This window comes from Streptomyces fradiae ATCC 10745 = DSM 40063 (genome assembly GCF_008704425.1).
Classification (GTDB): Bacteria; Actinomycetota; Actinomycetes; order Streptomycetales; family Streptomycetaceae; genus Streptomyces; species Streptomyces fradiae.
The window spans coordinates 2,922,777-2,944,248 of record NZ_CP023696.1 but is presented as its reverse complement, the minus strand read 5'-3'; the positions used below and the strand labels follow the sequence as shown (position 1 = coordinate 2,944,248).

General features: G+C 76.7%; 17 protein-coding genes. 9 read left to right on the top strand and 8 right to left on the bottom strand.

What is annotated here, in order from left to right; translation table 11 throughout:
- Positions 1 to 28 precede the first annotated feature (28 nt).
- From CP974_RS12930 to CP974_RS12915, 4 genes are read left to right on the top strand one after another with little or no spacing between them, the layout of a single operon-like run.
- Positions 29 to 1,120, top strand: coding sequence for a DMT family transporter (locus tag CP974_RS12930; RefSeq protein WP_078915665.1), 1,092 nt, complete (start codon positions 29 to 31; stop codon positions 1,118 to 1,120).
- Complete coding sequence (locus tag CP974_RS12925; protein ID WP_078915664.1) at positions 1,117 to 2,229, top strand: aspartate-semialdehyde dehydrogenase; 1,113 nt, start codon at positions 1,117 to 1,119, stop codon at positions 2,227 to 2,229. Before CP974_RS12930 ends, CP974_RS12925 begins: the two co-directional genes overlap by 4 nt.
- Complete coding sequence (locus CP974_RS12920) at positions 2,226 to 3,338, top strand: amino acid kinase family protein (protein WP_051839555.1); 1,113 nt, start codon at positions 2,226 to 2,228, stop codon at positions 3,336 to 3,338. The genes CP974_RS12925 and CP974_RS12920 overlap by 4 nt, the downstream gene beginning before the upstream one ends.
- A 5-nt stretch (positions 3,339 to 3,343) precedes the next feature.
- Positions 3,344 to 4,375, top strand: a complete 1,032-nt coding sequence (locus CP974_RS12915; RefSeq protein ID WP_031132698.1) for a TauD/TfdA family dioxygenase — start codon at positions 3,344 to 3,346, stop codon at positions 4,373 to 4,375.
- Here the strand turns inward: CP974_RS12915 and CP974_RS12910 are convergent.
- Positions 4,336 to 5,079 carry a GDSL-type esterase/lipase family protein gene (locus CP974_RS12910; protein ID WP_373276711.1) on the bottom strand — a complete coding sequence of 248 codons (744 nt, stop codon included), beginning with the start codon at positions 5,077 to 5,079 and terminating at the stop codon, positions 4,336 to 4,338. The two genes, CP974_RS12915 and CP974_RS12910, sit on opposite strands and share 40 nt — an antisense overlap.
- A gap of 60 nt (positions 5,080 to 5,139) precedes the next feature.
- Here CP974_RS12910 and CP974_RS12905 point away from each other — a divergent pair, with 60 nt between their 5' ends.
- Positions 5,140 to 6,279 (top strand): hypothetical protein, encoded by a 1,140-nt coding sequence (locus CP974_RS12905; RefSeq protein WP_031132694.1) that lies wholly within the window; start codon positions 5,140 to 5,142, stop codon positions 6,277 to 6,279.
- Positions 6,280 to 6,486: 207 nt separating this feature from the next.
- Here CP974_RS12905 and CP974_RS12900 read toward each other — a convergent pair whose 3' ends face one another.
- Both CP974_RS12900 and CP974_RS12895 read right to left on the bottom strand, forming a co-directional pair.
- Positions 6,487 to 7,314 (bottom strand): hypothetical protein, encoded by an 828-nt coding sequence (locus CP974_RS12900; RefSeq protein WP_031132692.1) that lies wholly within the window; start codon positions 7,312 to 7,314, stop codon positions 6,487 to 6,489.
- A 280-nt stretch (positions 7,315 to 7,594) separates the two neighbouring features.
- On the bottom strand, positions 7,595 to 8,383 hold the full coding sequence (locus CP974_RS12895; RefSeq protein ID WP_037938150.1) for a TetR/AcrR family transcriptional regulator: 789 nt from the start codon (positions 8,381 to 8,383) through the stop codon (positions 7,595 to 7,597).
- A gap of 109 nt (positions 8,384 to 8,492) precedes the next feature.
- Between CP974_RS12895 and CP974_RS12890 the strand changes: the two genes are divergently transcribed.
- Entirely contained in the window at positions 8,493 to 9,578 is a 1,086-nt protein-coding gene (locus tag CP974_RS12890; RefSeq protein ID WP_078915662.1) for an ATP-binding cassette domain-containing protein, read from the top strand.
- Positions 9,575 to 10,462 (top strand): ABC transporter permease, encoded by an 888-nt coding sequence (locus CP974_RS12885; RefSeq protein WP_078915661.1) that lies wholly within the window; start codon positions 9,575 to 9,577, stop codon positions 10,460 to 10,462. Before CP974_RS12890 ends, CP974_RS12885 begins: the two co-directional genes overlap by 4 nt.
- Before the next feature lie 125 nt (positions 10,463 to 10,587).
- On the opposite strand, the gene serC is transcribed toward CP974_RS12885, so the two are convergent.
- Entirely contained in the window at positions 10,588 to 11,706 is a 1,119-nt protein-coding gene (gene serC / locus CP974_RS12880; protein ID WP_031132685.1) for a phosphoserine transaminase, read from the bottom strand.
- Positions 11,707 to 11,981: 275 nt separating this feature from the next.
- Here serC and CP974_RS12875 point away from each other — a divergent pair, with 275 nt between their 5' ends.
- Both CP974_RS12875 and CP974_RS12870 read left to right on the top strand, forming a co-directional pair.
- Entirely contained in the window at positions 11,982 to 15,188 is a 3,207-nt protein-coding gene (locus tag CP974_RS12875; RefSeq protein ID WP_223844363.1) for an FAD-linked oxidase C-terminal domain-containing protein, read from the top strand.
- A gap of 378 nt (positions 15,189 to 15,566) precedes the next feature.
- Positions 15,567 to 16,511 carry an EamA family transporter gene (locus tag CP974_RS12870; protein WP_031136602.1) on the top strand — a complete coding sequence of 315 codons (945 nt, stop codon included), beginning with the start codon at positions 15,567 to 15,569 and terminating at the stop codon, positions 16,509 to 16,511.
- A 194-nt stretch (positions 16,512 to 16,705) separates the two neighbouring features.
- Here CP974_RS12870 and CP974_RS12865 read toward each other — a convergent pair whose 3' ends face one another.
- The 4 genes from CP974_RS12865 to CP974_RS12850 form a co-directional block, all read right to left on the bottom strand.
- The gene (locus CP974_RS12865) at positions 16,706 to 17,302 is read right to left on the bottom strand and encodes a TetR/AcrR family transcriptional regulator (protein ID WP_031136604.1); all 597 of its coding nucleotides are present in this window, start codon (positions 17,300 to 17,302) and stop codon (positions 16,706 to 16,708) included.
- Positions 17,290 to 18,024, bottom strand: coding sequence for an enoyl-CoA hydratase family protein (locus tag CP974_RS12860; protein ID WP_031136606.1), 735 nt, complete (start codon positions 18,022 to 18,024; stop codon positions 17,290 to 17,292). Before CP974_RS12860 ends, CP974_RS12865 begins: the two co-directional genes overlap by 13 nt.
- A 54-nt stretch (positions 18,025 to 18,078) precedes the next feature.
- The gene (locus CP974_RS12855) at positions 18,079 to 19,266 is read right to left on the bottom strand and encodes an acyl-CoA dehydrogenase family protein (protein WP_031136607.1); all 1,188 of its coding nucleotides are present in this window, start codon (positions 19,264 to 19,266) and stop codon (positions 18,079 to 18,081) included.
- A 154-nt stretch (positions 19,267 to 19,420) separates the two neighbouring features.
- Positions 19,421 to 21,472 (bottom strand): ATP-binding protein, encoded by a 2,052-nt coding sequence (locus CP974_RS12850; RefSeq protein WP_078915886.1) that lies wholly within the window; start codon positions 21,470 to 21,472, stop codon positions 19,421 to 19,423.

The following is a 21,472-nucleotide window of genomic DNA, read 5'->3' as shown; positions in this document are numbered from 1 at the left end:
CCGCCCACCCCGTGTGAGAGGACCCCCTATGAGTACGGAGACACGCTCCGGCAACACCGAGCTGAAAGGCTCCATCGAACTGACCGCGGCGATGGTCCTGTCCGGCACCCTCGGCATCTTCGTCGTCGAGTCCGGCGCCTCGCCCTTCAACGTCGTCTTCTTCCGCTGCCTGTTCGGCGCGATCGCGCTCGGCCTGTACTGCCTGGTGCGCGGCTTCTTCAAGAACCACGGACTGACCCCGAAGAAGGTCGGCATGGCCGCCCTCGGCGGCGCCTTCATCGTCTTCAACTGGGCGTTCCTCTTCGAGGCGTACGAGTCGACCTCGATCTCCGTGGCGACCGTCGTCTACCACACGCAGCCGTTCTACGTGATGCTGCTCGGCGCCGTCCTCTTCCGCGACAAGATCACCGCGACCAAGCTCGGCTGGCTCGTCGTCGCGTTCGCCGGCCTGATCCTCGTCGCCGGGGTGTCCGTCTCCGACTTCCAGGACGGCGCCAAGAGCGGCTACCTCGCCGGACTCGGCATGGCGCTGCTCGCCGCCGTGTTCTACGCCTTCTCGACCGTCATCACCAAGCGCGTCACGGGCGTCAGGCCGCACCTGGTCGCGCTGATCCAGGTCGTGCTGGGCATCCCGCTGCTCCTCCCCTTCGCCACCTTCGGCGACATGGCCGGCATGGGCGCCGACTGGGGCTGGCTGGTCGGCCTCGGCCTCATCCACACGTGCCTGATGTACGTGCTGATGTACTCCTCGTACCAGAAGCTGCCCACCGCGAAGATCGCCGTCCTGGCCTTCGTCTACCCGGCCGTCGCCATGCTCTGCGACTGGGCCGTGTACGGGCACAGCATCTCCCTGCTCCAGGCGCTCGGCATCCCGCTCATCGTCGGCGCCAGCCTCGGCGTGAACCTCGGCTGGACCTTCGGCCCGCGCCGCCCCGCCCCCGAGGCGCCCGCCGGCCCGGCCGCCGGCACCGCGCCCACCGCCGGGAAGCCGGCCGCCCCCGCCGCTTCCGCCTCCCCGTCCGCCCCCGCTTCTCCGTCCGCACCGCTGCCGTCCGAGGCCCGGACCACCGCCGGGACCACCACCGCAGACGACAAGATCACGATTGGAGAGTCGCGATGACTCCTGCCACCACGGCCCCGGAAGCCACCACGGCCACCGAAGCCACCACGGCCACGACCGCCACCTCCACCGCCTCCGCCCCGCGCGTCGCCATCGTCGGTGCCACGGGCGCCGTCGGCAGCACGCTCCTGGAGCTGATGGAGTCCCGCGGCTTCCGCTACAGCGAGCTGCACCTGGTCGCCTCCGCCCGCTCCGCCGGGCGCGTCCTGACCGTCGGCGAGCGCGAGTACACCGTCGTCGCCGTCGAGGACTTCGACTTCGGCCGCGCCGACGTCGCCTTCTTCTCCGCCGGCACCGCCGTCAGCGAGAAGTGGGTGCCCGTCGCCACCGAGGCGGGCGCGCTCGTCATCGACAACACCATCGCCTTCCGCATGGACCCGGACACCCCGCTCGTCGTCCCGCAGGTCAACGCGCACGAGCTGGACCGGCGCCCCGCCTCCGGCGTCGTGGCCAACCCCAACTGCTCCACCATCCCGCTCGTCCGCCTGCTGCGCGGCGTCGAGGACCGCTGGGGCATCCGCAACGCGGTCGTCAGCACGTACCAGGCCGCCTCCGGCCTCGGCTACTCCGGCGTGGAGGAGCTCCAGGAGTCCAGCCGGGCCGCCCTCCAGGGCCCCGACGCCGACTTCGAGGCGAACCACTTCCGCCCGACGCTCGCCTTCAACGTCATCCCGAAGATCGACCGCTTCCTCGACTCCGGCTTCACGCTGGAGGAGGAGAAGATGCTCCGCGAGTCCCGCAAGATCCTCGGCATGCCGCACCTGGACGTCACCACGACCTGCGTCCGCGTGCCCGTCGCCAACTGCCACTCCGAGGCCGTGTACGTGGAGTGCCAGGAGCCGGTGGACCGCGCCGAGCTGGTCGAGGTCCTCGCCGGCCTGCCGGAGGTGCGGGTGCACGACCGGGAGAGCGCGACCGCGTTCCCGACGCCGGCCGTGGTCGACAGCTCCGACGTCGTCCACGTCGGCCGCGTCCGTGTCACGCAGAACAACCCGCGCGCCTTCTGGCTGTGGCTCGTCGCCGACAACCTGCGCATCGGCGCCGCCCTCAACGCCCTCCAGATCGGCGAGGAGATCGTCGCCCGCGGCACCCTGGAGGCCAGGCCGTGAACGCACCCGCCGTCCTGAAGTTCGGCGGGTCCAGCTTCCGCACCCTCGCCGCGTACGGGGACCTCGCGCAGGCGCTCAGCGACCGGGTCGAGCGCGAGGGCACCCGGCTCGTCGTGGTCGTCAGCGGCCAGCCCGGCGAGACCGAGCAGTTCCGCGAACGCCTCAGCCAGGTCAACCCGCACCCGGAGGACGAGACCGTCGCCGGCCTGCTGACCCTCGCCGACACCATCGGCGCCCAGCTGCTGTGCACCGCCCTCAACCGGGTCGGGCGCTCCGCGACCGTCCTCGCCGGGCACCAGCTGGGCCTCGTCACCAACTCCAACTTCATGTGGGCGCGCCTCCAGCACACCGACCCCGAGCCGCTGCGCGCCGCGCTGCGCGACCACGACGTGGTCGTCGTGCCGGGCGGGCAGGCCGCCGACGAGCGGGGCCGCCCGACCTGGCTCGGCAAGAACAGCTCGGACCTGTCGGCGGTGGCCGTCGCCGCCGCCGTCGGGGCGCCCCGCTGCGAGATCCACTCCGACGTCGACGGCATCTACAGCACCGACCCCCACCTGGTCAGCGGCACCCGGCTGCTGAAGGAGGTCTCGTACAACATCGCGGCGCTGATGTCGCTGTACGGGGCGAAGGTGCTGCACCGCAGGTCGGTGCGGCTGGCGCAGAAGAACCGGGTGGAGATCGTCTGCCGCCTCAACCGGGCGCCGTTCACCACCGGTTCGGTCATCGGCGAGGCCGGCACCGAGGCGTCGGCGGTGGTGCTCAACCAGCGCTCCGTCGCCCTGTCGTACGACACCGACGCCGACGCCGACCGGGCGTTCAGCGCCTTCCACCACGCCAACATCGACACCATCCGCCTCACCACCGGGCCGCTCGTCGCCGTCATCGGCGGCTTCGTGGACCTGGAGGAGTTCCAGCGCCGCCAGGGCCTCGCCCCCGGCACGTACGCCGGGGTGCCCGTCACGGCGCTGCGCGGCAGCAAGGTCGCCACCCACCTCGCGTCCGGCGAGGACGCCGCCCTGCACCTGGCGCAGTGGCTGCACGACCGCCTCCAGGACCCGGACGCCCCGCTGCCCGAACCGGGCTCCATACCCGCACTGCAAGGAGTGTGACCGACATGACCGCCACCGCCGACCGTCCGCTCGCACCCGCCCCGGTGCCCACCTTCGCGGAGATCCGCCTCCCCGACGAGGTCCGCGACGCCCTCGGGGCCGCCCTCACCGCCGTCGGCGACCCCACCGCGGACGTCGACCACGCGATGACCCGCTACCTCCAGGCGTTCGCCGCCCTGCCGACCGGTCTGCTCCAGCGGCTCGTCGACTTCGGCCGCCACATCGACGCGCCGGGCGTCGCCCTCGTCGGCAACCTGCCCGTCGACCCCGTCCTGCCGGACACCCCCGGCGACGGCGGGCCCGCGCGGGGCAAGGCCACCTTCGTCGCGGAGGGCGTCCTGCTCGGCCTGAGCGGCCTGCTGGGCGAGCCGATCGGCGTCACCACGGAGAAGGACGGGCGCCTCGTCCACGACGTGATCCCCGTCCAGGGCGGCGCCCGCACCCAGACGAACCAGGGCTCGGAGGTGTTCCTCAACTACCACAGCGACATCACCCACGACGTGATCGGCCGCTACGACATCGCCAACCCGGACTTCCTCGTCCTGAGCTGCCTGCGCGCCGACCACGAGGGCGTCGCCATGACCAGCTACGCCGACGCCCGCGACATCTCGGCGGCCCTCGAACCGGAGGTGCTGGAGACCCTGCGCTCCCCGCTGTTCCGGCTCAACGCCCCCGGCAGCTACACCCGCGACGTGGCCGGCGACACGGAGGTCCTCTCCGACCCGGTCCCGCTCATCAGCGGCGTCGGCGACCACCCGGAGATCGTCATCTCCGCCAACGGCGTGCGGGCCCTGACCAGCGGCGCCGAGGCCGCCCTCGACCGGCTCCAGGAGGTCTGCCGCGCGGTGTCCCACACCGTACGGCTCCGCCCCGGGCAGGCCCTGCTGATCAACAACCGCAAGGGCGTCCACGCGCGGTCCACCTTCACCGCCCGCTACGACGGCCGGGACCGCTGGCTCCAGCGCACCTACGTGCGCCGCAACCTGTGGGACATCCGCTACCGCGTCACCCCGGACAACCGCCGGGTGCACTTCTGAGCCCCGCGGGGGTGGGCCGGCCGGTACGGGCCGCCCCACCCCCAGGCCCGGTGCAGGGCGCCGGCGAACGCGGCGGCCAGCTTGTGCTCCCCGGACGGGCCGGGGTGCGTGCCGTCGTACGTGTCGGCCCGCAGGTCGTACCCGGCCGGCGGGTCGGCCAGCACCAGCGGCGAGCGGGGCGTGGACAGCTCGGCCGCCACCGCCGCGAGGAGGCCGTTGAAGCGGGCGCACTCCGCCGCGAAGGGCGGCTCCTCCTCGGCCCGTACGTTCGGGATGACCGGCAGCAGCACCGCCCGCACGTCCGGGTTCGCGGCGCGGGCCGCCGCGACGAACGCCCGCACGTTGCGCGCCGTCTGGTCGCTGTTCGTGTAGAACCCCAGGTCGATCAGGCCCAGCGAGACCAGCAGCACGTCCGCCCGGCCCGCCGCGACGGCCTCCCCGACGACCGGCGCCATGTGCAGCCACCCCTCGCCCCACCCCGCCAGGTGCGCCCGCGCCTGCGCGGGGAACGCCGGGTCCGCGTACGCCGTGGACACCGGCGCCCCGGCCTCGTGGTCGTACAGCGCCGTGCGGGGGCCCACGACGGCGTACCCGCCGGGCCCGAACGACGCCTCCAGGTGCTGCCACATCCGGTAGCGCCAGGTGTGCTCGCCGGCGCTGCCGATGGTCATGGAGTCGCCGACGAACATGAACCTGGGACGCATGGCCGCCATCATGGCCGGTGGGCGGTGCCCGACGCCACGTGACCATGGACACTGGACGGCATGCCCCTCCACCGCCCGCCCGTCGCCGTCCTCGCCGCGGTCGCGCTGCTCGCGCCGGCCGGCCCCGCGGTGGCCGCCCCCGCGGCCTCCTCAAGCTCTCCGGTCGCCTCCCCGGTCGCCGCGGTCTCCGCCGCTTCCGCCGCTTCCGGCACCAGCGCCGTCTCCGCCGCCTCCGAGGACGACGGGTTCACCCTCACCGACCCGCGCATCACCGAGTCCAGCGGCCTCGCCGCCAGCCGCGCCCACCCCGGCGTCTACTGGACGCACAACGACCAGGACGAGCCGCGCGTCTTCGCCGTCGACGGGCGCACCGGCGAGACCGTCGCCACGGTCACCCTGCGCGGGGTCGGCAAGCCCCGCGACATGGAGGCGATCTCCGTGGGCCCCGACGGGTACGTCTACGTCGGCGACATCGGGGACAACCTCAACGGCTCCTGGAGCCATGTGTGGATCTACCGCTTCCGCGAGCCCGAGCGGCTGCGCGACACCGCCGTGGACGCCACCCAGTACACCGTCCGCTACGAGGACGGGCCGCGCGACGCGGAGGCGCTGATGGTCCACCCGCGCACCGGCCGCGCCTACATCGCCTCGAAGAACGAGGAGGGCGGCGGCCTCTACGAGGGCCCGGCGAAGCTGTCCGCCGAGGGCGTCAACGTCTTCCGGCGCGTCGGGGAGGTGCCGTGGGTGACGGACGGCGCCTTCTCGCCGGACGGCACGCGGCTGGTGCTGCGCGGCTACTTCAGCGCGCGCGGCTACGCCTGGAAGGACGGGCGGCTCGGCGCCGACGACCGGGTGCGGGCGCCGATCCTGGGCCAGTCCGAGTCGGTGACGTACACGGCGGACGGCACCGCCCTGCTGTTCGGCACGGAGGGCGCGCGGAGCCGGGTGGCGCGGGTGCCCGTGGAGGGCACGGGCGCGGCGCCCTCACCGGACGCGCCGGGCGGCCCGTCCGGTACGGGCGGTACGGGCGGTACGGGAGCCGCCGGTACGGGCGGGGGGCAGGCCCAGGGTGACGGCGCGCCGGGCGGCTCGGCCTACACCGTGGGCCTCCTCGCCCTGGGCGCGGCGCTGCTGCTGGGCCTGCGGAGGCTGCGCGCCAGGGGCGGGAAGGGCGGCGGGGGCGGGGCGCCGGGCGCCTGATGCGCCGCGGGGTCCGGGCGCCCGGGCGCCGGTGGCCCCGGCCCGGAGGAGTGCCCCGGCGCCGGTGGTGCCGGCCCGGAGGGGTGCCCCGGTCCGGGCGCCCCGGCGCCGGGCGGGCGGCTCCGGGGCACGTACCGCCGGGTGGGTGAGGGACCGCCCTCGCCCGGCGGTACGCCGCGCCGTCCCCGCCCGTGCCGCCCGGGGGCGTCAAGCGCACTGCACGGTCGGCCCGTTGACCATGCCGCCGGCCACCTGCTGGCCCTGCGGGGACCAGTAGCCCAGCTTGGAGACGACGGTGGAGCAGGCGCCGGGCGGCACCGTGACATGGACGGTCACGGTGGCGGGCCGGCCGGGCTGGAGGTCGGTGAGCGTGCAGTCCACGGCGTGCGGGCTGCGGGCCGTCGACGGGTAGCGGCCGGTCAGCGGGTTGACGCAGCGCACGTCGGTGGAGGCGAGCTGGACGCCCGTGTCCGGCTCGGCGATGACCCCGAGGCGGGCGCTGCCGTCGCCGCCGTCGGTGATCCGCTCGACGGTGTACGTGAGGGCCGTGGTCGTGCCGGGGGAGAGCGGCCCCGCCGGGGTGACCTCCACGCGGTGCGCGGCGGCCGGCAGGGGCGCCGCGAGGGCGAACGTCCCGGTGACGGTGCCCTCCAGCGGCGCGGCGCCCTTCCGCTCCGCCCCGCCCACGCTGACGGTCGCGGTGATCTCGTACGTACCGGGGCCGGCGTACTCGGCGCGACCGCCGAGGGTCCCGGACAGCTCCGCGTCCTCGCCGTCCCGGCGGGCGGTCCACGTCCCGGACACGCTGCACGCGCAGTCGGCGGCGGCGGTGACGTTCATGTTCACCCCGCTGAGCGTGACGCACAGCCCCACCGAGGGCCCGGCGGGCCGCTCGGCCGCGCTCTGGCGCAGGGGCGCGGCGGGCGCGCAGTGGGAGACGGCCGGCGCGGGCGCGGCGGCGGCGGGGACGGCGCCCGCCAGGACGGTCAGGGCCGCCCCCGCGAGGGCGGCCGTCAGGAAGTTTCCGAGACGCACTGCGTGCCTCCAGGTCTGTGCGGCGGCGTCGGCTGTACCCCACCGATGCTGCGCGACCCCCGGCCCGCCCGCGCGCCGACTGCTCCATCAGGACGCGCCCGGTACCCCCGGCGCCCGACGCCCCACCCCGGCCCGACGCCGCACCCCGGCCCCGCGACGCCCCGCCGCGGCCCCGATCCCCACCCCGGCCCCGACGCCCCGTCACCGGCCGCCGCCGGGTCCTCCCGCCACGGGCCACCGCCGGGTCACCCCGTCAGCCGGCCCCGGCGGGGTCACGCCGTCATCCGCCCCCGCCCGGACCGCCCCGCTCCGCGCGTACCTCCGCGACCCGCGCCTCGAACCCCCGCACCAGGGCCCGCAGCCCGAACCCGAAGTGGTCGAACTCCTTCGAGAAGGTGTCCTCCGACAGCTCGGCCATCATCGGGAACTCGCCGCTCCCCATGGCCCGCGACAGGACCGGCTCCTGTCTGTTCCAGAACTCCTCGTCGCTGACCCCGGTCTCCCGGGCCGCCTCCGTCGCCTGGATCTCCATCCGGGCGATCCCGAGGGTGAAGGCCTGCACGGCGATGATCACCGACAGGGTCTCCTCGTCGCCGAGCCCCATCCCGCGCAGCGCGGCCAGCGCCGCCTCCAGCGCGCGCAGGGCGCCCGGACCGAGGACGCTGCGGCTCTGGTTGACCTTCAGCAGCCAGGGGTGGCGCCGGTAGAGGGCGAGGTGGCCGCGGGCCAGCGCCTCCACCCCGTCGCGCCAGTCGTCCGGGGTCTCGGGCGTGCCCGGCGGGAGGCCCTGCACCCGGTCGAGCATCAGGTCCAGCAGCTCGGCCTTGCCGGGGACGTACCGGTACAGCGACATGGTGCCGATGTTCAGCCTGGTCGAGAGCCGCCGCATGGAGACGGCGTCGAACCCCTCGGCGTCGGCCAGCTCGATCGCGGCCGTGACCACCGCGTCCAGGGTCAGTCCGCGCTTCGGCCCCCGGCTGGGCGGCTCGCCCCCGCCCCACAGGAGCTCCAGGCTGCGGCGGATGTCGCCGCTGCCGCTCGTGGTGGTGTCGCCCGCGCCGCTGGTCATGGCGTCAGCGTACGGGGCGGCGCCCCGGCCCCCGAAAAAACTGAGTACGCCGTACGGTCAATGCGGTACGGTGTACTCAGTTTCTGGAGCCGACGAGGAGGGGGGCCGCGTGGACACGACGTACGCGATCAGGGCCGAGGGCCTGCGGAAGAGGTACGGGGACAAGGACGCGCTGGACGGCTTCGACCTGGCCGTGCGGACCGGCACGGTGCACGGGCTGCTGGGGCCCAACGGCGCGGGGAAGACCACCGCCGTGCGGGTCCTGTCCACGCTGCGGCGCCTCGACGGCGGGCGCGCCGAGGTCGCCGGGGTGGACGTGGCCCGCCACCCCGGCCGGGTGCGGGCGCTGATCGGCCTCACCGGCCAGTACGCGGCCGTGGACGAGGTCCTGACGGGCCGGCAGAACCTGGAGATGTTCGGCCGCCTCTTCCACCTGGGCGGCCGGGGCGCCCGGTCGCGCGCCGCCGAGCTGCTGGAGCGGTTCGACCTGGCGGAGGCCGCCGACGAGGGCGTCGAGGGGTACAGCGGCGGCATGCGGCGCCGGCTCGACCTGGCCGCGTCGATGATCCTCGCGCCCCGCGTGCTCTTCCTCGACGAGCCGACGACGGGCCTCGACCCGCGTGGCCGGGGCGAGGTGTGGGAGGCCGTGCGCGCCCTGGTCGAGGGCGGCACGACGGTGCTGCTGACCACGCAGTACCTGGACGAGGCGGACCAGCTGGCCTCGCGCATCACGGTCATCGACCGGGGCCGGGCCATCGCCGACGACACGCCCGAGGCGCTCAAGGACCGGGTCGGCGGCGACCGCGTGGAGGTCGTCGCCGCCGACCCGGCCGACCTGCCCCGCGTGGCCGGGATCGTGGCCCGGGTCGGCGACGGGGAGCCGCGCGTGGACCAGGCCGGGCGGCGGGTCCACGCGCAGGTCCGCGACCGGGTGGCGGCACTGACGGAGGTCGCCAGGACCCTGCGCGACGAGGGCGTGGCGGTGGAGGACATCGGGCTGCGCCGGCCGACGCTCGACGACGTCTTCCTCCGGCTGACCGGTACGGGGGCCGAGGACCCCCGTACCGACGAGGCGGCTCCGGACGGCGGTGGACCGGGCGGCACGGGACCGGACGGCGGTGGACCGGGCGGCACGGGTCCGGGCGGTACGGGACCGGGCGCCCTCGGCCGTACGCCGGAAGGAGCCGCCGCGTGAGCGCCACCGCGCCCCTCCCCGCCCCCGGCCTCGCCCCCTCCCGAGAACAGACTCCGGCTCCGCGGCCCGTCGAGGGCCGGTCGCGGGCCTACTGGGCGGTGGCGGACTGCTGGAGCATCGTCCGCCGCTCGCTCACCCACTACCGCCGCAAGCCCGTCTACATCCTCTGGCAGCTCGGCTTCCCGATCGTCTCGCTGCTGCTGTACGGCTACGTCTTCGGCGGCGCGATGCGGCCGCCGGGCGGCGGCGAGGGCACGGCCGCCGACTACCGGAACTTCCTGATGCCCGGCATGTTCGTGATGACCATGGCCTTCGGCTTCATGAACACGGCCACGGCCGTGGTCACGGACGTGCAGAAGGGCGTCACCGACCGGTTCCGGTCCATGCCGATGGCCTCCTCGGCGGTGGTCACCGGGCGCGGGGTGACCGACCTGCTGATCGCCTGCGCGGAGCTGGCGATCCTCGTCCTGACGGCCCTGGTCATGGGCTGGCGCGCGGACGGCGGGCCGGCGGCGACGGCGGGAGCGGTCGCCCTGCTGCTGTGGCTGCGGTTCGCCCTCGTCTGGCTGGGGGTGTGGCTGGGGCTGCTGCTGCCGAGCGCGGAGGCGGCCGGTTCGCTGTTCGCCGTGGCGTTCCCCCTGACGATGGTCTCCGGCGTGTTCGTCCCGCCGTCGACGATGCCGGACTGGCTGGGCGTGATCGCCGCGTGGAACCCGCTCTCCTCCACCGCGTCGGCCGCCCGCGCCCTGTTCGGCAACGAGGTGGCGTCGGACGGGAGCTGGATCCAGGAGCACGCCCTGCTGATGTCCGTGGTCTGGCCGCTGGTCATCACGGCCGTCTGCCTCCCGCTGGCCGTGCGCCGCTACCGCGCCCTCAGCCGGTAGGCCCGGCCCGCCCCGCGGGGGTCTCGCGAGACGGGACCCCCGCAGGGCGAAGGGCCCGGTACCGCGCGCCGGGGGGCGTGCGGTACCGGGCCCTTCGGGTGCGGCCCCGAGGCGGGGCGGCGGGGCTACAGCCGGCCGATGACGTAGTCGACGCAGGCCGTCAGCGCCTCGACGTCCGCCGGGTCGATCGCCGGGAACATCGCGATGCGCAGCTGGTTGCGGCCGAGCTTGCGGTACGGCTCGGTGTCGACGACGCCGTTGGCGCGCAGCGCCTTGGCGACGGCGGCGGCGTCGACGTCGTCGGAGAAGTCGATCGTGCCGATGACCTGCGACCGCTTGGCCGGGTCGGCGACGAACGGCGACGCGTACTTCGACTCCTCCGCCCAGCCGTACAGCGTCCGCGCGGAGGCGGCGGTGCGGCGCACCGCCCAGTCCAGGCCGCCCTGCCCGTTCATCCACTTCAGCTGCTCGTTCAGCAGGAACAGCGTGGCGAGGGCGGGGGTGTTGTACGTCTGGTTCTTCAGGGAGTTGTCGATCGCCGTCGGCAGGGAGAAGAACTCCGGGACGTGCCGGCCCGACGCGTGGACGCGGGCGGCCCGCTCCAGCGCGGCGGGGGAGAACACGCCGATCCACAGGCCGCCGTCGGCGGCGAAGGACTTCTGCGGGGCGAAGTAGTAGACGTCCGACTCGGTGATGTCGACCGGCAGGCCGCCCGCGCCGGAGGTGGCGTCCACCAGGACCAGGGCGCCCTCGTCGGCGCCGGCGACGCGCCGGACGGGCGCGGCGACACCGGTGGAGGTCTCGTTGTGGGTGAGCGCGTACACGTCGACGCCCGCCTCGGCGCGCGGCTCCGGGTGCGTGCCCGGCTCCGAGGAGATGACGGTCGGCTCCTGGAGCCACGGCGCCAGCTTGGCCGCCTTGGCGAACTTGGAGGAGAACTCGCCGAACGACAGGTGCTGCGAGCGGTTCTCGATGAGCCCGTGCGTCGCGATGTCCCAGAAGGCGGTGGAGCCGCCGTTGCCGAGCACGACCTCGTACCCCTCGGGGAGGGAGAACAGGGCGCGCACGCCGTCGCGGACCTCGCCCACGAGGTTCTTGACGGGGGCCTGGCGGTGGGACGTGCCGAGGAGGGACGTGCCGGTGGCGGCGAGGGCGTCCAGCGCCTCCGTCCGCACCTTGGAGGGGCCCGCGCCGAAACGGCCGTCGGCGGGCTTGATGTCAGCGGGGATCTGGATATCAGCCACGCCCGGAGCCTATCGGCTCGGCGCCGCCCGCCACGCCCGGCGTCCGCCGTCTGAGACGCCCGCCCCCCGGCGCCGGACACCCCCGCACCCCTCGGCGGAGTCCCATCCTCCGCTTGCCGCGCGCCCGCGTCCGGGGTGCTCATGGTGGTCTCGGCCCGCCCGCCCGCCGGGGCGCGGGGAGGGGCGCGGGCGGGGCGCGGGCTTGCCGGGCGGCCCGCCTGCCGGGGCGCGGCGGCGGGGGTGAGGCGCGGGGACGCGGTGGGCATGCTGGGGACATGGGTGACACCGGGGGTCGGAGCGACGCGCGCGGGGGCCGGCCGGACGGGCGCCGGAAGGGGCCCGACAGGCACGGGGAACGGCCGGGCCGGCGCGAGGAACGGTCCGGAGGGCGCGAGGAGAAGCCGGACGGGCACGCGGAGACGCCGGACGGGCGCGAGGAGAAGCCGGACGGGCGCGAGGAGATGCCGGACGGGCGCGAGGAGATGCCGGACGGGCGCGAGGAGATGCCGGACGGGCGCGGCGAGCGGGCCCGCGAGCACGGGGCACCGCGGGCCGCCGGGCCGGAAGGCGCGGGACCGCGGGGCGCCGGGCGCCGGAGCGGGCCCGGCAGGCCGGGGCGGCGGCCGGGCCGGGACGCCCCGGTGCCCGACGCGGAGCTGGCCAGGGCGCTGGGCGCGGCCGTGCGCGGTGAGGTGGACGCGGGGCCGGGCGCCCGCGCGCTCGCCACCATGGACGCCTCCAACTACCGCCGCGTCCCCCTCGCGGTGGTCGCCCCCCGCGACGCCGACGACATCGCCGCCGCCCTGGCCGTGTGCCGCGAGCACGGCGCCCCCGTCGTGGCGCGCGGCGGCGGCACGTCCATCGGCGGGCAGGCCACCGGCACCGGCGTCGTCCTGGACCTCACCCGCCACCTGCGGGCCGTCCTGGACGTGGACCCGGCCGCCCGCACCGCCACCGTGCAGCCCGGCGTCGTCCTGGACCGGCTGCGCGAGGCGGTACGCCCGTACGGGCTCACCTTCGGCCCCGACCCGTCCACGCACAGCCGCTGCACCCTCGGCGGCATGATCGGCAACAACGCCTGCGGCGCCCACTCCGTCGCCTGGGGCACCACCGCCGACAACGTCCGCGAGCTGACCGTCCACACCTACCGGGGCGCCGCCCTCCGCCTCGGGCCGGACGGCCGGGGCGCCCCCGACGGCGTGGCCGAGCTGGTCCGCGGCCACCTCGCCGCGATCCGCACCGGCTTCCCGCCCGGCCTGCCCCGCCGCATCTCCGGGTACGCCCTCGACGCCCTCCTCCCCGAGCGCGGCGCCGACACGGCCCGCGCCTTCTGCGGCAGCGAGGGCACCCTCGGCGTGGTGAGCGAGGCCGTCGTCCGGCTGGTCGAGGAGCCGGCCGCCCGCGCGCTCGCCGTCCTCGGCTACGCCGACGAGAGCGCCGCCGCCGAGGCCGCGCCCGGACTGCTCCCGCTGGGCCCGCTCACCGTGGAGGGCATGGCGGAGGACCTGGTCCGCGACCCGGCCGCCCGCGCCCGGCTGCCGCGCGGGGCGGCCTGGCTGTTCGTGGAGACCGGCGGGGCCAGCCCGGCCGAGGCCGCCGCGCACGCCCGCGCCGTGCTGCGCGCCGCCGACGCGCTGGACGGCGCCGTCGTCGCCGACCCGGCCGGGCGGCGCGCGCTGTGGCGGGTGCGGGAGGACGCCGCCGGGACCGCGACCCGCACCCCCGACGGCGCCGAGGCGTGGCCCGGCTGGGAGGACTGCGCGGTGCCGCCCGCGCGCCTCGGCCCGTACCTGCGCGACTTCCGCGCCCTGCTCGCCGCGCACGGGCTGCGCGGCACGCCGTACGGGCACTTCGGCGACGGCTGCGTGCACGCGCGGATCGACTTCCGGCTGGACGACCCCGACGGCGTACGGCGCTTCCGCCGCTTCTCGGAGGAGCTGGCCGACCTGGTCGTGGCGCACGGCGGCTCCCTGTCGGGCGAGCACGGCGACGGCATGGCCCGCGCCGAGCTGCTGCCGCGCATGTACGGGGACGAACTGGTCGCGCTGTTCGGCCGGTTCAAGGACCTGTGGGACCCGGACGGCGCGATGAACCCCGGCGTGCTGGCCCGCCCCGCGCCCCTCGACGCGAACCTCCGCTTCGACGTGCTGCCGCGCACCCCCGTCGACGTCGCCTTCGGCTACCCGGACGACGGCGGGGACTTCGGCACCGCCGTGCGGCGCTGCGTCGGCGTCGCCAAGTGCCGCGCCGAGGGGCCCGCCGCCGGGCCGGACGTGATGTGCCCCTCCTACCGGGCGACCGGTGAGGAGCGGCACTCCACGCGCGGCCGGGCCCGCCTCCTGCACGAGATGCTCGCCGGGGAGGTCGTCACCGGCGGCTGGCGGTCCCCGGAGGTGCGGGACGCGCTCGACCTGTGCCTGTCCTGCAAGGGCTGCCGCTCCGACTGCCCGGTCGGCGTCGACATGGCCACGTACAAGGCGGAGTTCCTGCACCACCACTACGCGGGCCGGCTGCGGCCCGCCGCCCACTACGCGATGGGCTCCCTGCCCGCCCTGCTGCGCCTGGCCTCGCCCGCCGCGCCGCTGCTCAACGCCGCCGCGCGGGTCCGGCCGCTCGCCGCGCTCGCCAAGCGGGCCGCGGGCGTGGCGCCGGAGCGGGAGCTTCCGGTGCTGGCCCGCCGGACGTTCCGCGCGTGGGCGTCCCGCCGTACGGCCCCGGAGGGCGCCCCGCGCGCGTACGTGTGGCCCGACACGTTCACCGACCGCTTCACGCCCTCGGTCGGCCGGGCCGCCGTCACCGTCCTGGAGGCGGCGGGCGTCCCGGTCGCGCTGCCGCCGGGCCGGGTGTGCTGCGGGCTCACCTACGTGTCGACGGGCCGCCTGGACCGGGCCCGCGCGGTGATGCGGCGCACCCTCGACGCGCTGGACCCGGTCCTCGCGCGGGGCCTGCCGCTGGTGGTGCTGGAGCCGAGCTGCGCGGCGGCGCTCCGCACGGACCTGCCCGAGCTGCTGCCCGGCGACCCGAGGGCCCGCGCGGTCGCCGGGTCGGTGCGGACGTTCGCGCAGGCGCTGGAGGAGCTGGCGCCGGACTGGAGCCCGCCGCGCCTGGACCGGCCGGCCGCCGGGCAGACCCACTGCCACCAGCACGCCGTCCTGGGGGACGCCGCCGAGCGCCGGCTGCGGGAGCGGGCCGGGCTCACCGGGGAGCTGAGCGGCGGGTGCTGCGGCCTCGCCGGGAACTTCGGCTTCGAGCGCGGCCACTACGAGGTGTCCGTCGCCTGCGCCGAGGACCGGCTGCTGCCCGCGGTCCGCGCCGCCGCGCGCGGCACGGAGCTGCTCGCCGACGGGTTCTCCTGCCGCACGCAGCTCGCCCAGCTCGCCGGCGCCCGCGCCCGCCACCTGGCGGAGGTGCTCGCCGAGGCCCTGCCGGTCGCGCCCGCCGCCCCCCGGCCGGGCGCCCCGCCCTCGGACGCGGCCCGGTGACCCGCCGCCCGCACCCCGGCCGGGTGGCCCGTCCCCCCCCCCCGGCCGGGTGGCCCGTCCCCCGGAAGGGCGACCCGTCCCCTGGCCGGGCGACCCGTCTCCCGGATGGGTGGCCCGCGGCCCGCCCGCCCCGGCCGCGCGACCCACCACCCGGAAGGGCGGCCAGCCGCCCGCCCCCGCCCCCGGCCGCGCGCCCCGCGACCGCGTCCGCTCGCCCGCGCCCCGGCCCGGCGTCCGACGGGTGAGAAGCGTCCGGGTGCCATAGCCGTACACCGGTTTCACTGCTTACCGTGTGGGGGTCACTCCACGAGTGGAACAGCCCCCTCCGGTCCGGGGCGGGCCTTCCCGCGTACGCATGAGAAGAATGAAGAGGTCCCGGTGAACCACGCCGACGCCCGTTCCGCAGACGCCTCGGCGGTCGCCCTCCCCGAGACGGCGGCGGCCCACCCGACCGGCCCGGCGGCCCCCCGACGCGGGGGCGCCGCCGGGCCGGTCGCCCTGGTCGTGGGCGGCGCGCTGTCGGTGCAGTTCGGCGCGGCCCTCGCGGTGCTGCTGATCCCCCGCGCGGGCGCCCTCGGCGTGGTGACCCTCCGGCTGACGCTGGCCGCGCTGGTCCTGCTGCTCGTGTGCCGCCCGCGCGTCCGCGGCTACAGCCGCTCCGACTGGGGCACGGTCGTGGCGTTCGGCGCCGCGATGGGCGGCATGAACATCTGCATCTACCAGGCCATCGACCGCATCCCGCTGGGCGCGGCCGTCACCCTGGAGGTCCTGGGCCCCCTCGCCCTGTCGGTCGTCGCGTCCCGGCGGCTGCTCAGCCTCGTGTGGGCGGGCCTGGCGCTGGCGGGCGTGGTGCTGCTGAGCGGCGGCGGGTTCGACCGGCTGGACCCGGTGGGCGCGGGCTTCGCGCTGGCGGCGGGCGCCCTGTGGGCGACGTACATCGTGTTCAGCGCCCGGACCGGGCGGCGCTTCCCGCAGGCCGACGGGCTGGCGCTGGCCATGGCGGTCGGCGCGGTGCTCAGCCTGCCGCTGGGCCTGGCGGAGGCCGGTACGAGACTGGCCGTGCCGTCGACGCTGGCGCTGGGCCTGGCGGTGGCGCTGCTGTCGTCGGTGCTGCCGTACACCCTGGAGCTGATCGCCCTGCGGCGCATCCCGGCGGGCACGTTCGCCGTGCTGATGAGCCTGGAACCGGCGGTGGCCGCCCTCGCCGGCTTCCTGGTCCTGCGGCAGGCCCTGTCGGCGACGGACGCCGCCGCCATCGCCCTGGTGATCGCCGCCAGCATCGGCGCGGTCCGCTCCCGCACCCGCCCCGCCCCCGGGAGCTGACGGACGCGGCGACGGGCCCCGCCCCGTAGGCCGCCCGCGGGGTCGGCCCCGGGGGGGGCGGGGATCGGGGGCCCGGAGCCGGGCCCCCGGGGGTACTCCGCGGAGGCGTGTCCTTCCGGGGGGCGGCCCCAGAGCCGCCCCCCGGGGGCCGCCGCTCAGCCCAGAGCCGCCCCCCAGAGCCCCAGGGCCGCCGTTCAGCCCAGGGCCTCGTCCAGGAGGCGGGACCACTGGGCGACCACCCGCTGCCGGCGGGCCGCGTCGTCGGTCAGCAGGGTCGCCAGGCCCAGCCCGCGGGCCATGTCCAGCAGGCCCTGCACCGTCTCCCGCACCCCCGGCTCCGCCTCGTCGGCGCCCAGCAGCTCCACCGCCATCCGGTGGGCCTCCCGGCCCACCCGCGCCTCCAGCTCCGTCACGCGCGGGCGCAGCTGCGGCTCGTCGGACGCGGCGACCCACAGGTGCAGGGCGGCCCGGAACAGCGGCCCCGTGTAGAGGGCGACCAGCGCCTCCACCACCTCCGCCCGGCTCCTGCCGCCCAGCGCCCGCAGCGCCTGCGACCGCTCCTCCGCCACGTACTCGACCGCCGCGAGGAACAGCTCCTCCCGCGTACGGAAGTGGTGCTGCGCCGCCCCCCGCGACACCCCGGCCGCCTCGGCGACGACGGACACGGTGGAGCCCGACCAGCCGCGCTCCGCCAGGCACGCCACGGCGGCTTCGAGCAGCCGCCGCCGGGTCGCGCGGCTGCGGTCCTGCTTCGGGGGCGTGTCGCCCGTGCGGGGTGTCAGATCGCCCATGCGGGGTCCCGTCGTTCCAGGAAGGCCGTCATCCCCTCGCGCGCCTCCGCCGAGGCGAAGAGCGTCGCCGCGCGCTGCACCAGTTCCTCCGCGTCGCGCTCGAAGGTCTCCAGCACCCTAGCCGCCACCAGCCGTTTCGCCGCCGCCAGCCCCTGCGGCGACCCCTTCCGCAGGGCGTCGAGCAGCGGTGTGAGCGCCTCGTCGACGTCCGGGGCGGTCGCCGTCACCAGGCCCATCCGCGCCGCATCGGCCGCGCCGAAGCGCTCGCCCGTCAGGTAGTACCGGGCCGCCGACCGCGGGTCGAGGCGCGGCAGCAGCGTCAGCGACACCAGCGCGGGCGCCACCCCGATCCGCACCTCCGTCAGCGCGAAGTCCGCGTCCTCGGACGCCACCACCAGGTCGCACGCCGACACCAGCCCCACCCCGCCGGCCCGCACCCGCCCCGCGACCCGTGCGACGACCGGCTTGGGCAGCTCCACGATCCGCCGCAGCAGCGCCACGAACGCGTACGGGCTCGGCGGCGCCTTCAGGTCGGCGCCCGCGCTGAACGTGGCACCGGTGTGGGCCAGCACCACCGCCCGTACCGCCGGGTCCTTCGCGCACCGGTCGAGCGCGTCCGCCAGCTCCGCGACCAGGGCGGCGGAGAGGGCGTTGCGGGTGTCCGGGGCGTTCAGGGTGAGGGTCGCGACGGCGCGGTCGTGGGCGGTGGTGACCAGGGACATGGTGCTCGCCTCCGAGGGGGGTCGGTCCGGCGGAGCGGGCTCCGGCGGCGTGGGTCAGTAGGACCTGGGCAGTCCCAGGGACTGGTGCGAGACGTAGTTGAGGATCATTTCCCGGCTCACCGGCGCTATGCGGGCCACGCGGGAGGCGGTGACGAGCCTGCCCAGCCCGTACTCGCGCGTGAGCCCGTTGCCGCCGAGCGTGTGCACGGCCTGGTCCACCGCCCGTACGCACGCCTCCGCCGCCGCGTACTTGGCCATGTTCGCGGCCTCGCCCGCGCCCTCGTCGTCGCCCGCGTCGCACAGCAGGGCCGCCTTCAGCGTCATCAGCCGGGCCAGCTCCAGCTCGATGTGCGCCTGCGCCAGCGGGTGCGCGATGGCCTGGTGGGCGCCGATGGGCGCCTTCCACACCTGCCGCTCCCGCGCGTACCGCACGGCCTTGCCGACCGCGTACCGGCCCATGCCCAGGGCGAACGCCGCCGTCATCACCCGCTCCGGGTTGAGCCCCGCGAAGAGCTGGAGCAGCCCCGCGTCCTCGTCGCCGACCAGCGCGTCGGCCGGCAGCCGCACCTCGTCCAGGACCAGCTCGAACTGGCGCTCGCGGGCCCGCAGTTCCATGTCGATGGGGGTCCGCCCGAAGCCCGGCGTGTCGCGCGGCACGACGAACAGGCACGGCTTGAGGGCGCCGGTCCGCGCGTCCTCGGTACGGCCGACGATCATCGTGTCCTCGGCCAGGTCCACGCCGGAGACGAACACCTTGCGGCCCGACAGGACCCAGTCGCCGCCGGGCGCGCGGCGCGCGGTGGTGGTGATGCGGTGCGAGTTGGAGCCCGCGTCCGGCTCGGTGATGCCGAACGCCATGATCCGGCTGCCGTCCGCGAGCCCCGGCAGCCACCGCCGCTTCTGCTCCCCGGTGCCGAACCGGGCGATGACCGTGCCGCAGATCGCCGGGGACACGATCAGCAGCAGCAGCGGGCAGCCCTGCGCGCCCAGCTCCTCCAGTACCAGGGCCAGTTCGGTGATCCCGGCGCCCCCGCCGCCGTACTCCTCGGGCAGGTTCACCCCGAGGTACCCGGCCTTGCCGGCCTCCCGCCACAGCACGTCGGGGTCGGCGTCGTGGCCCTCGGCGTGGCGGCGCCCCAGGGCGGCGACGGCGGTGCGCAGCGCCCGCTGCTCGGCGGTCTCGAAGGGGGTGGGGGAGGGGGCGGGGGGTGTGGTGCCGCTGGTGCCGGTGACGGGGGTCATGCCTGTACCTCCTGTGCGGAATGGACGGGCGGGGCGTGCGGGGTGTGTGGGGTGAGCGGGGCGTGCGGGGTGAGCGGGGCGTGCGGGGCGTGCGGGCTGTGTGGGGGGTGGGCGGCGTGGGTGGTACGGCGGTACGGCGGTACGGGCAGGGGCGTCAGGGAGCAGCCGGTGCCTGGGAGCCGTCCGGGGCCTCCGCGCCGCCCGGGTCGTCCGGGACTTCCAGGCCACCCGGGCCACCGGGGCCGCCCGGAGTGCCGGTCCCGTCCGGCCCGTCCGGTGCGGGCGCCGGGTCCACCACGGCCAGCAGCGCGCCGAGCTCGACCTGGTCGCCCGGCGCCGCGTGCAGCGCGGTGAGGACACCGGAGGCGGGCGCCGTGACCTGGTGCTCCATCTTCATCGCCTCCAGCCACAGCAGCGGCCGGCCCGCCTCGACGCGGGCGCCCGCCGCCAGGCCCTCCGCGACCCGGACGACGGTGCCCGGCATGGGCGCCAGGAGCGAGCCGGGCGCGGTCCGCTCGGCCGGGTCGGGGAAGCGCGGGCGGCGCGTGAACCGGTGGGCGCCGTCCGGGCCGTCCACGTGGACGGTGTCCGAGCCGGGGCGCACGGTCACGCGGTACGGGCGGACGACGCCGCCCACCTCCAGCCGCACCTCCCGCGCGGTGGCCGACACGACCCGCACGTCCGGGTCGTCCGGCAGGGCGTAGCCGCCCCGGACGCGGGCGTACCGCACCTCGTGGCCGCCCGCCTCAGGGACCCCCGCCCCGCCGCCCCCCGCCCCGCCGGCCCCCGCCCCGTCGCCGTACGCGCGCAGCCGGGGCCGGGAGGGCAGGTTCCGCCACGCGCCGGGCCCCGGACGGGCGGACGCCTCCGCGAGGGCGGCGGCCACGGCCGCGTACCGGCCGCCGGGGAGCGGGGCCGTCAGGGCGTCGAGGTGCCGGGCGTAGAAGCCGGTGTCGGCGCGGCCCGGCTCCGCGAACTCCGGGTGCCGCAGGGAGCGCACGAGCAGGTCCCGGTTGGTGACCGGCCCGTGCACGCGGGCCCGCTCCAGCGCGCGGGCCAGCAGGCGCAGCGCCTCCGCGCGGGTCGGCGCGTGGGCGACGGCCTTGGCGAGCAGCGCGTCGTAGTGGACGCCCACGGCGTCGCCCGCCGCGTACCCGGTGTCGAGGCGCACGCCCGGTACGTCCAGCGCGTGCAGCGTGCCGGTCTGCGGGGCGAAGGACCGCGCCGGGTCCTCCGCGTACAGCCGGGCCTCCACGGCGTGGCCGCGCGGCGCGGGCGGCTCGGGCGGCAGGGCGGCGCCCTCCGCGACGCGCAGCTGGAGGGCCACCAGGTCGACGCCGTACACGGCCTCGGTGACGGGGTGCTCGACCTGGAGCCGGGTGTTCATCTCCAGGAAGTGCGCGGTGCCGTCCGGGCCGACGAGGAACTCGACGGTGCCCGCGCCCCGGTAGCCGACGGCGCGGGCGGCGCGCACGGCCGTGCCGTACAGCTCCTCGACCAGCGCCTCGGGCAGGCCCGGCGCGGGGGCCTCCTCGACGACCTTCTGGTGGCGGCGCTGGAGGGAGCAGTCGCGGGTGCCGAGCGGCCACACCGTGCCGTGCGCGTCGGCCAGGAGCTGCACCTCCACATGGCGTCCGCGCTCCAGGTACGGCTCGGCGAAGACCTCGCCGTCGCCGAACGCCGCCAGGGCCTCGGCCCGCGCGGCGGCCAGCTCCCCCGGCAGCGCCGCCATCTCCCGTACGACCCGCATGCCCCGGCCGCCGCCCCCGGCCGCGGCCTTGACCAGCACGGGCAGGTCGGCCTCGGTCAGCGCGTCCGGGTCGAGCGGTTCGACGCCCAGCAGCCGTTTCGCGCGGGTCTTGGACGCCATCGCCTCGACGGCCCCGGGCGGCGGGCCCACCCAGGTCAGCCCGGCCGCCTCGACCTCGCGCGCGAAGGCGGCGCTCTCGGAGAGGAACCCGTAGCCGGGGTGCACGGCGTCGGCGCCGGCCGCGAGGGCCGCGGCGACGACGAGGTCGCCGCGCAGGTAGGTGTCGGCGGGGGCCGCGCCCGGCAGCCGCACGGCCGCGTCGGCCTCCCGCACGTGCAGGGCGCCCGCGTCCGGGTCGGAGTGCACGGCGACCGTGCGGATGCCGAGGTCGCGGCAGGTGCGGAAGACGCGGCAGGCGATCTCACCGCGGTTGGCGACGAGCAGGGTCTCGATCAC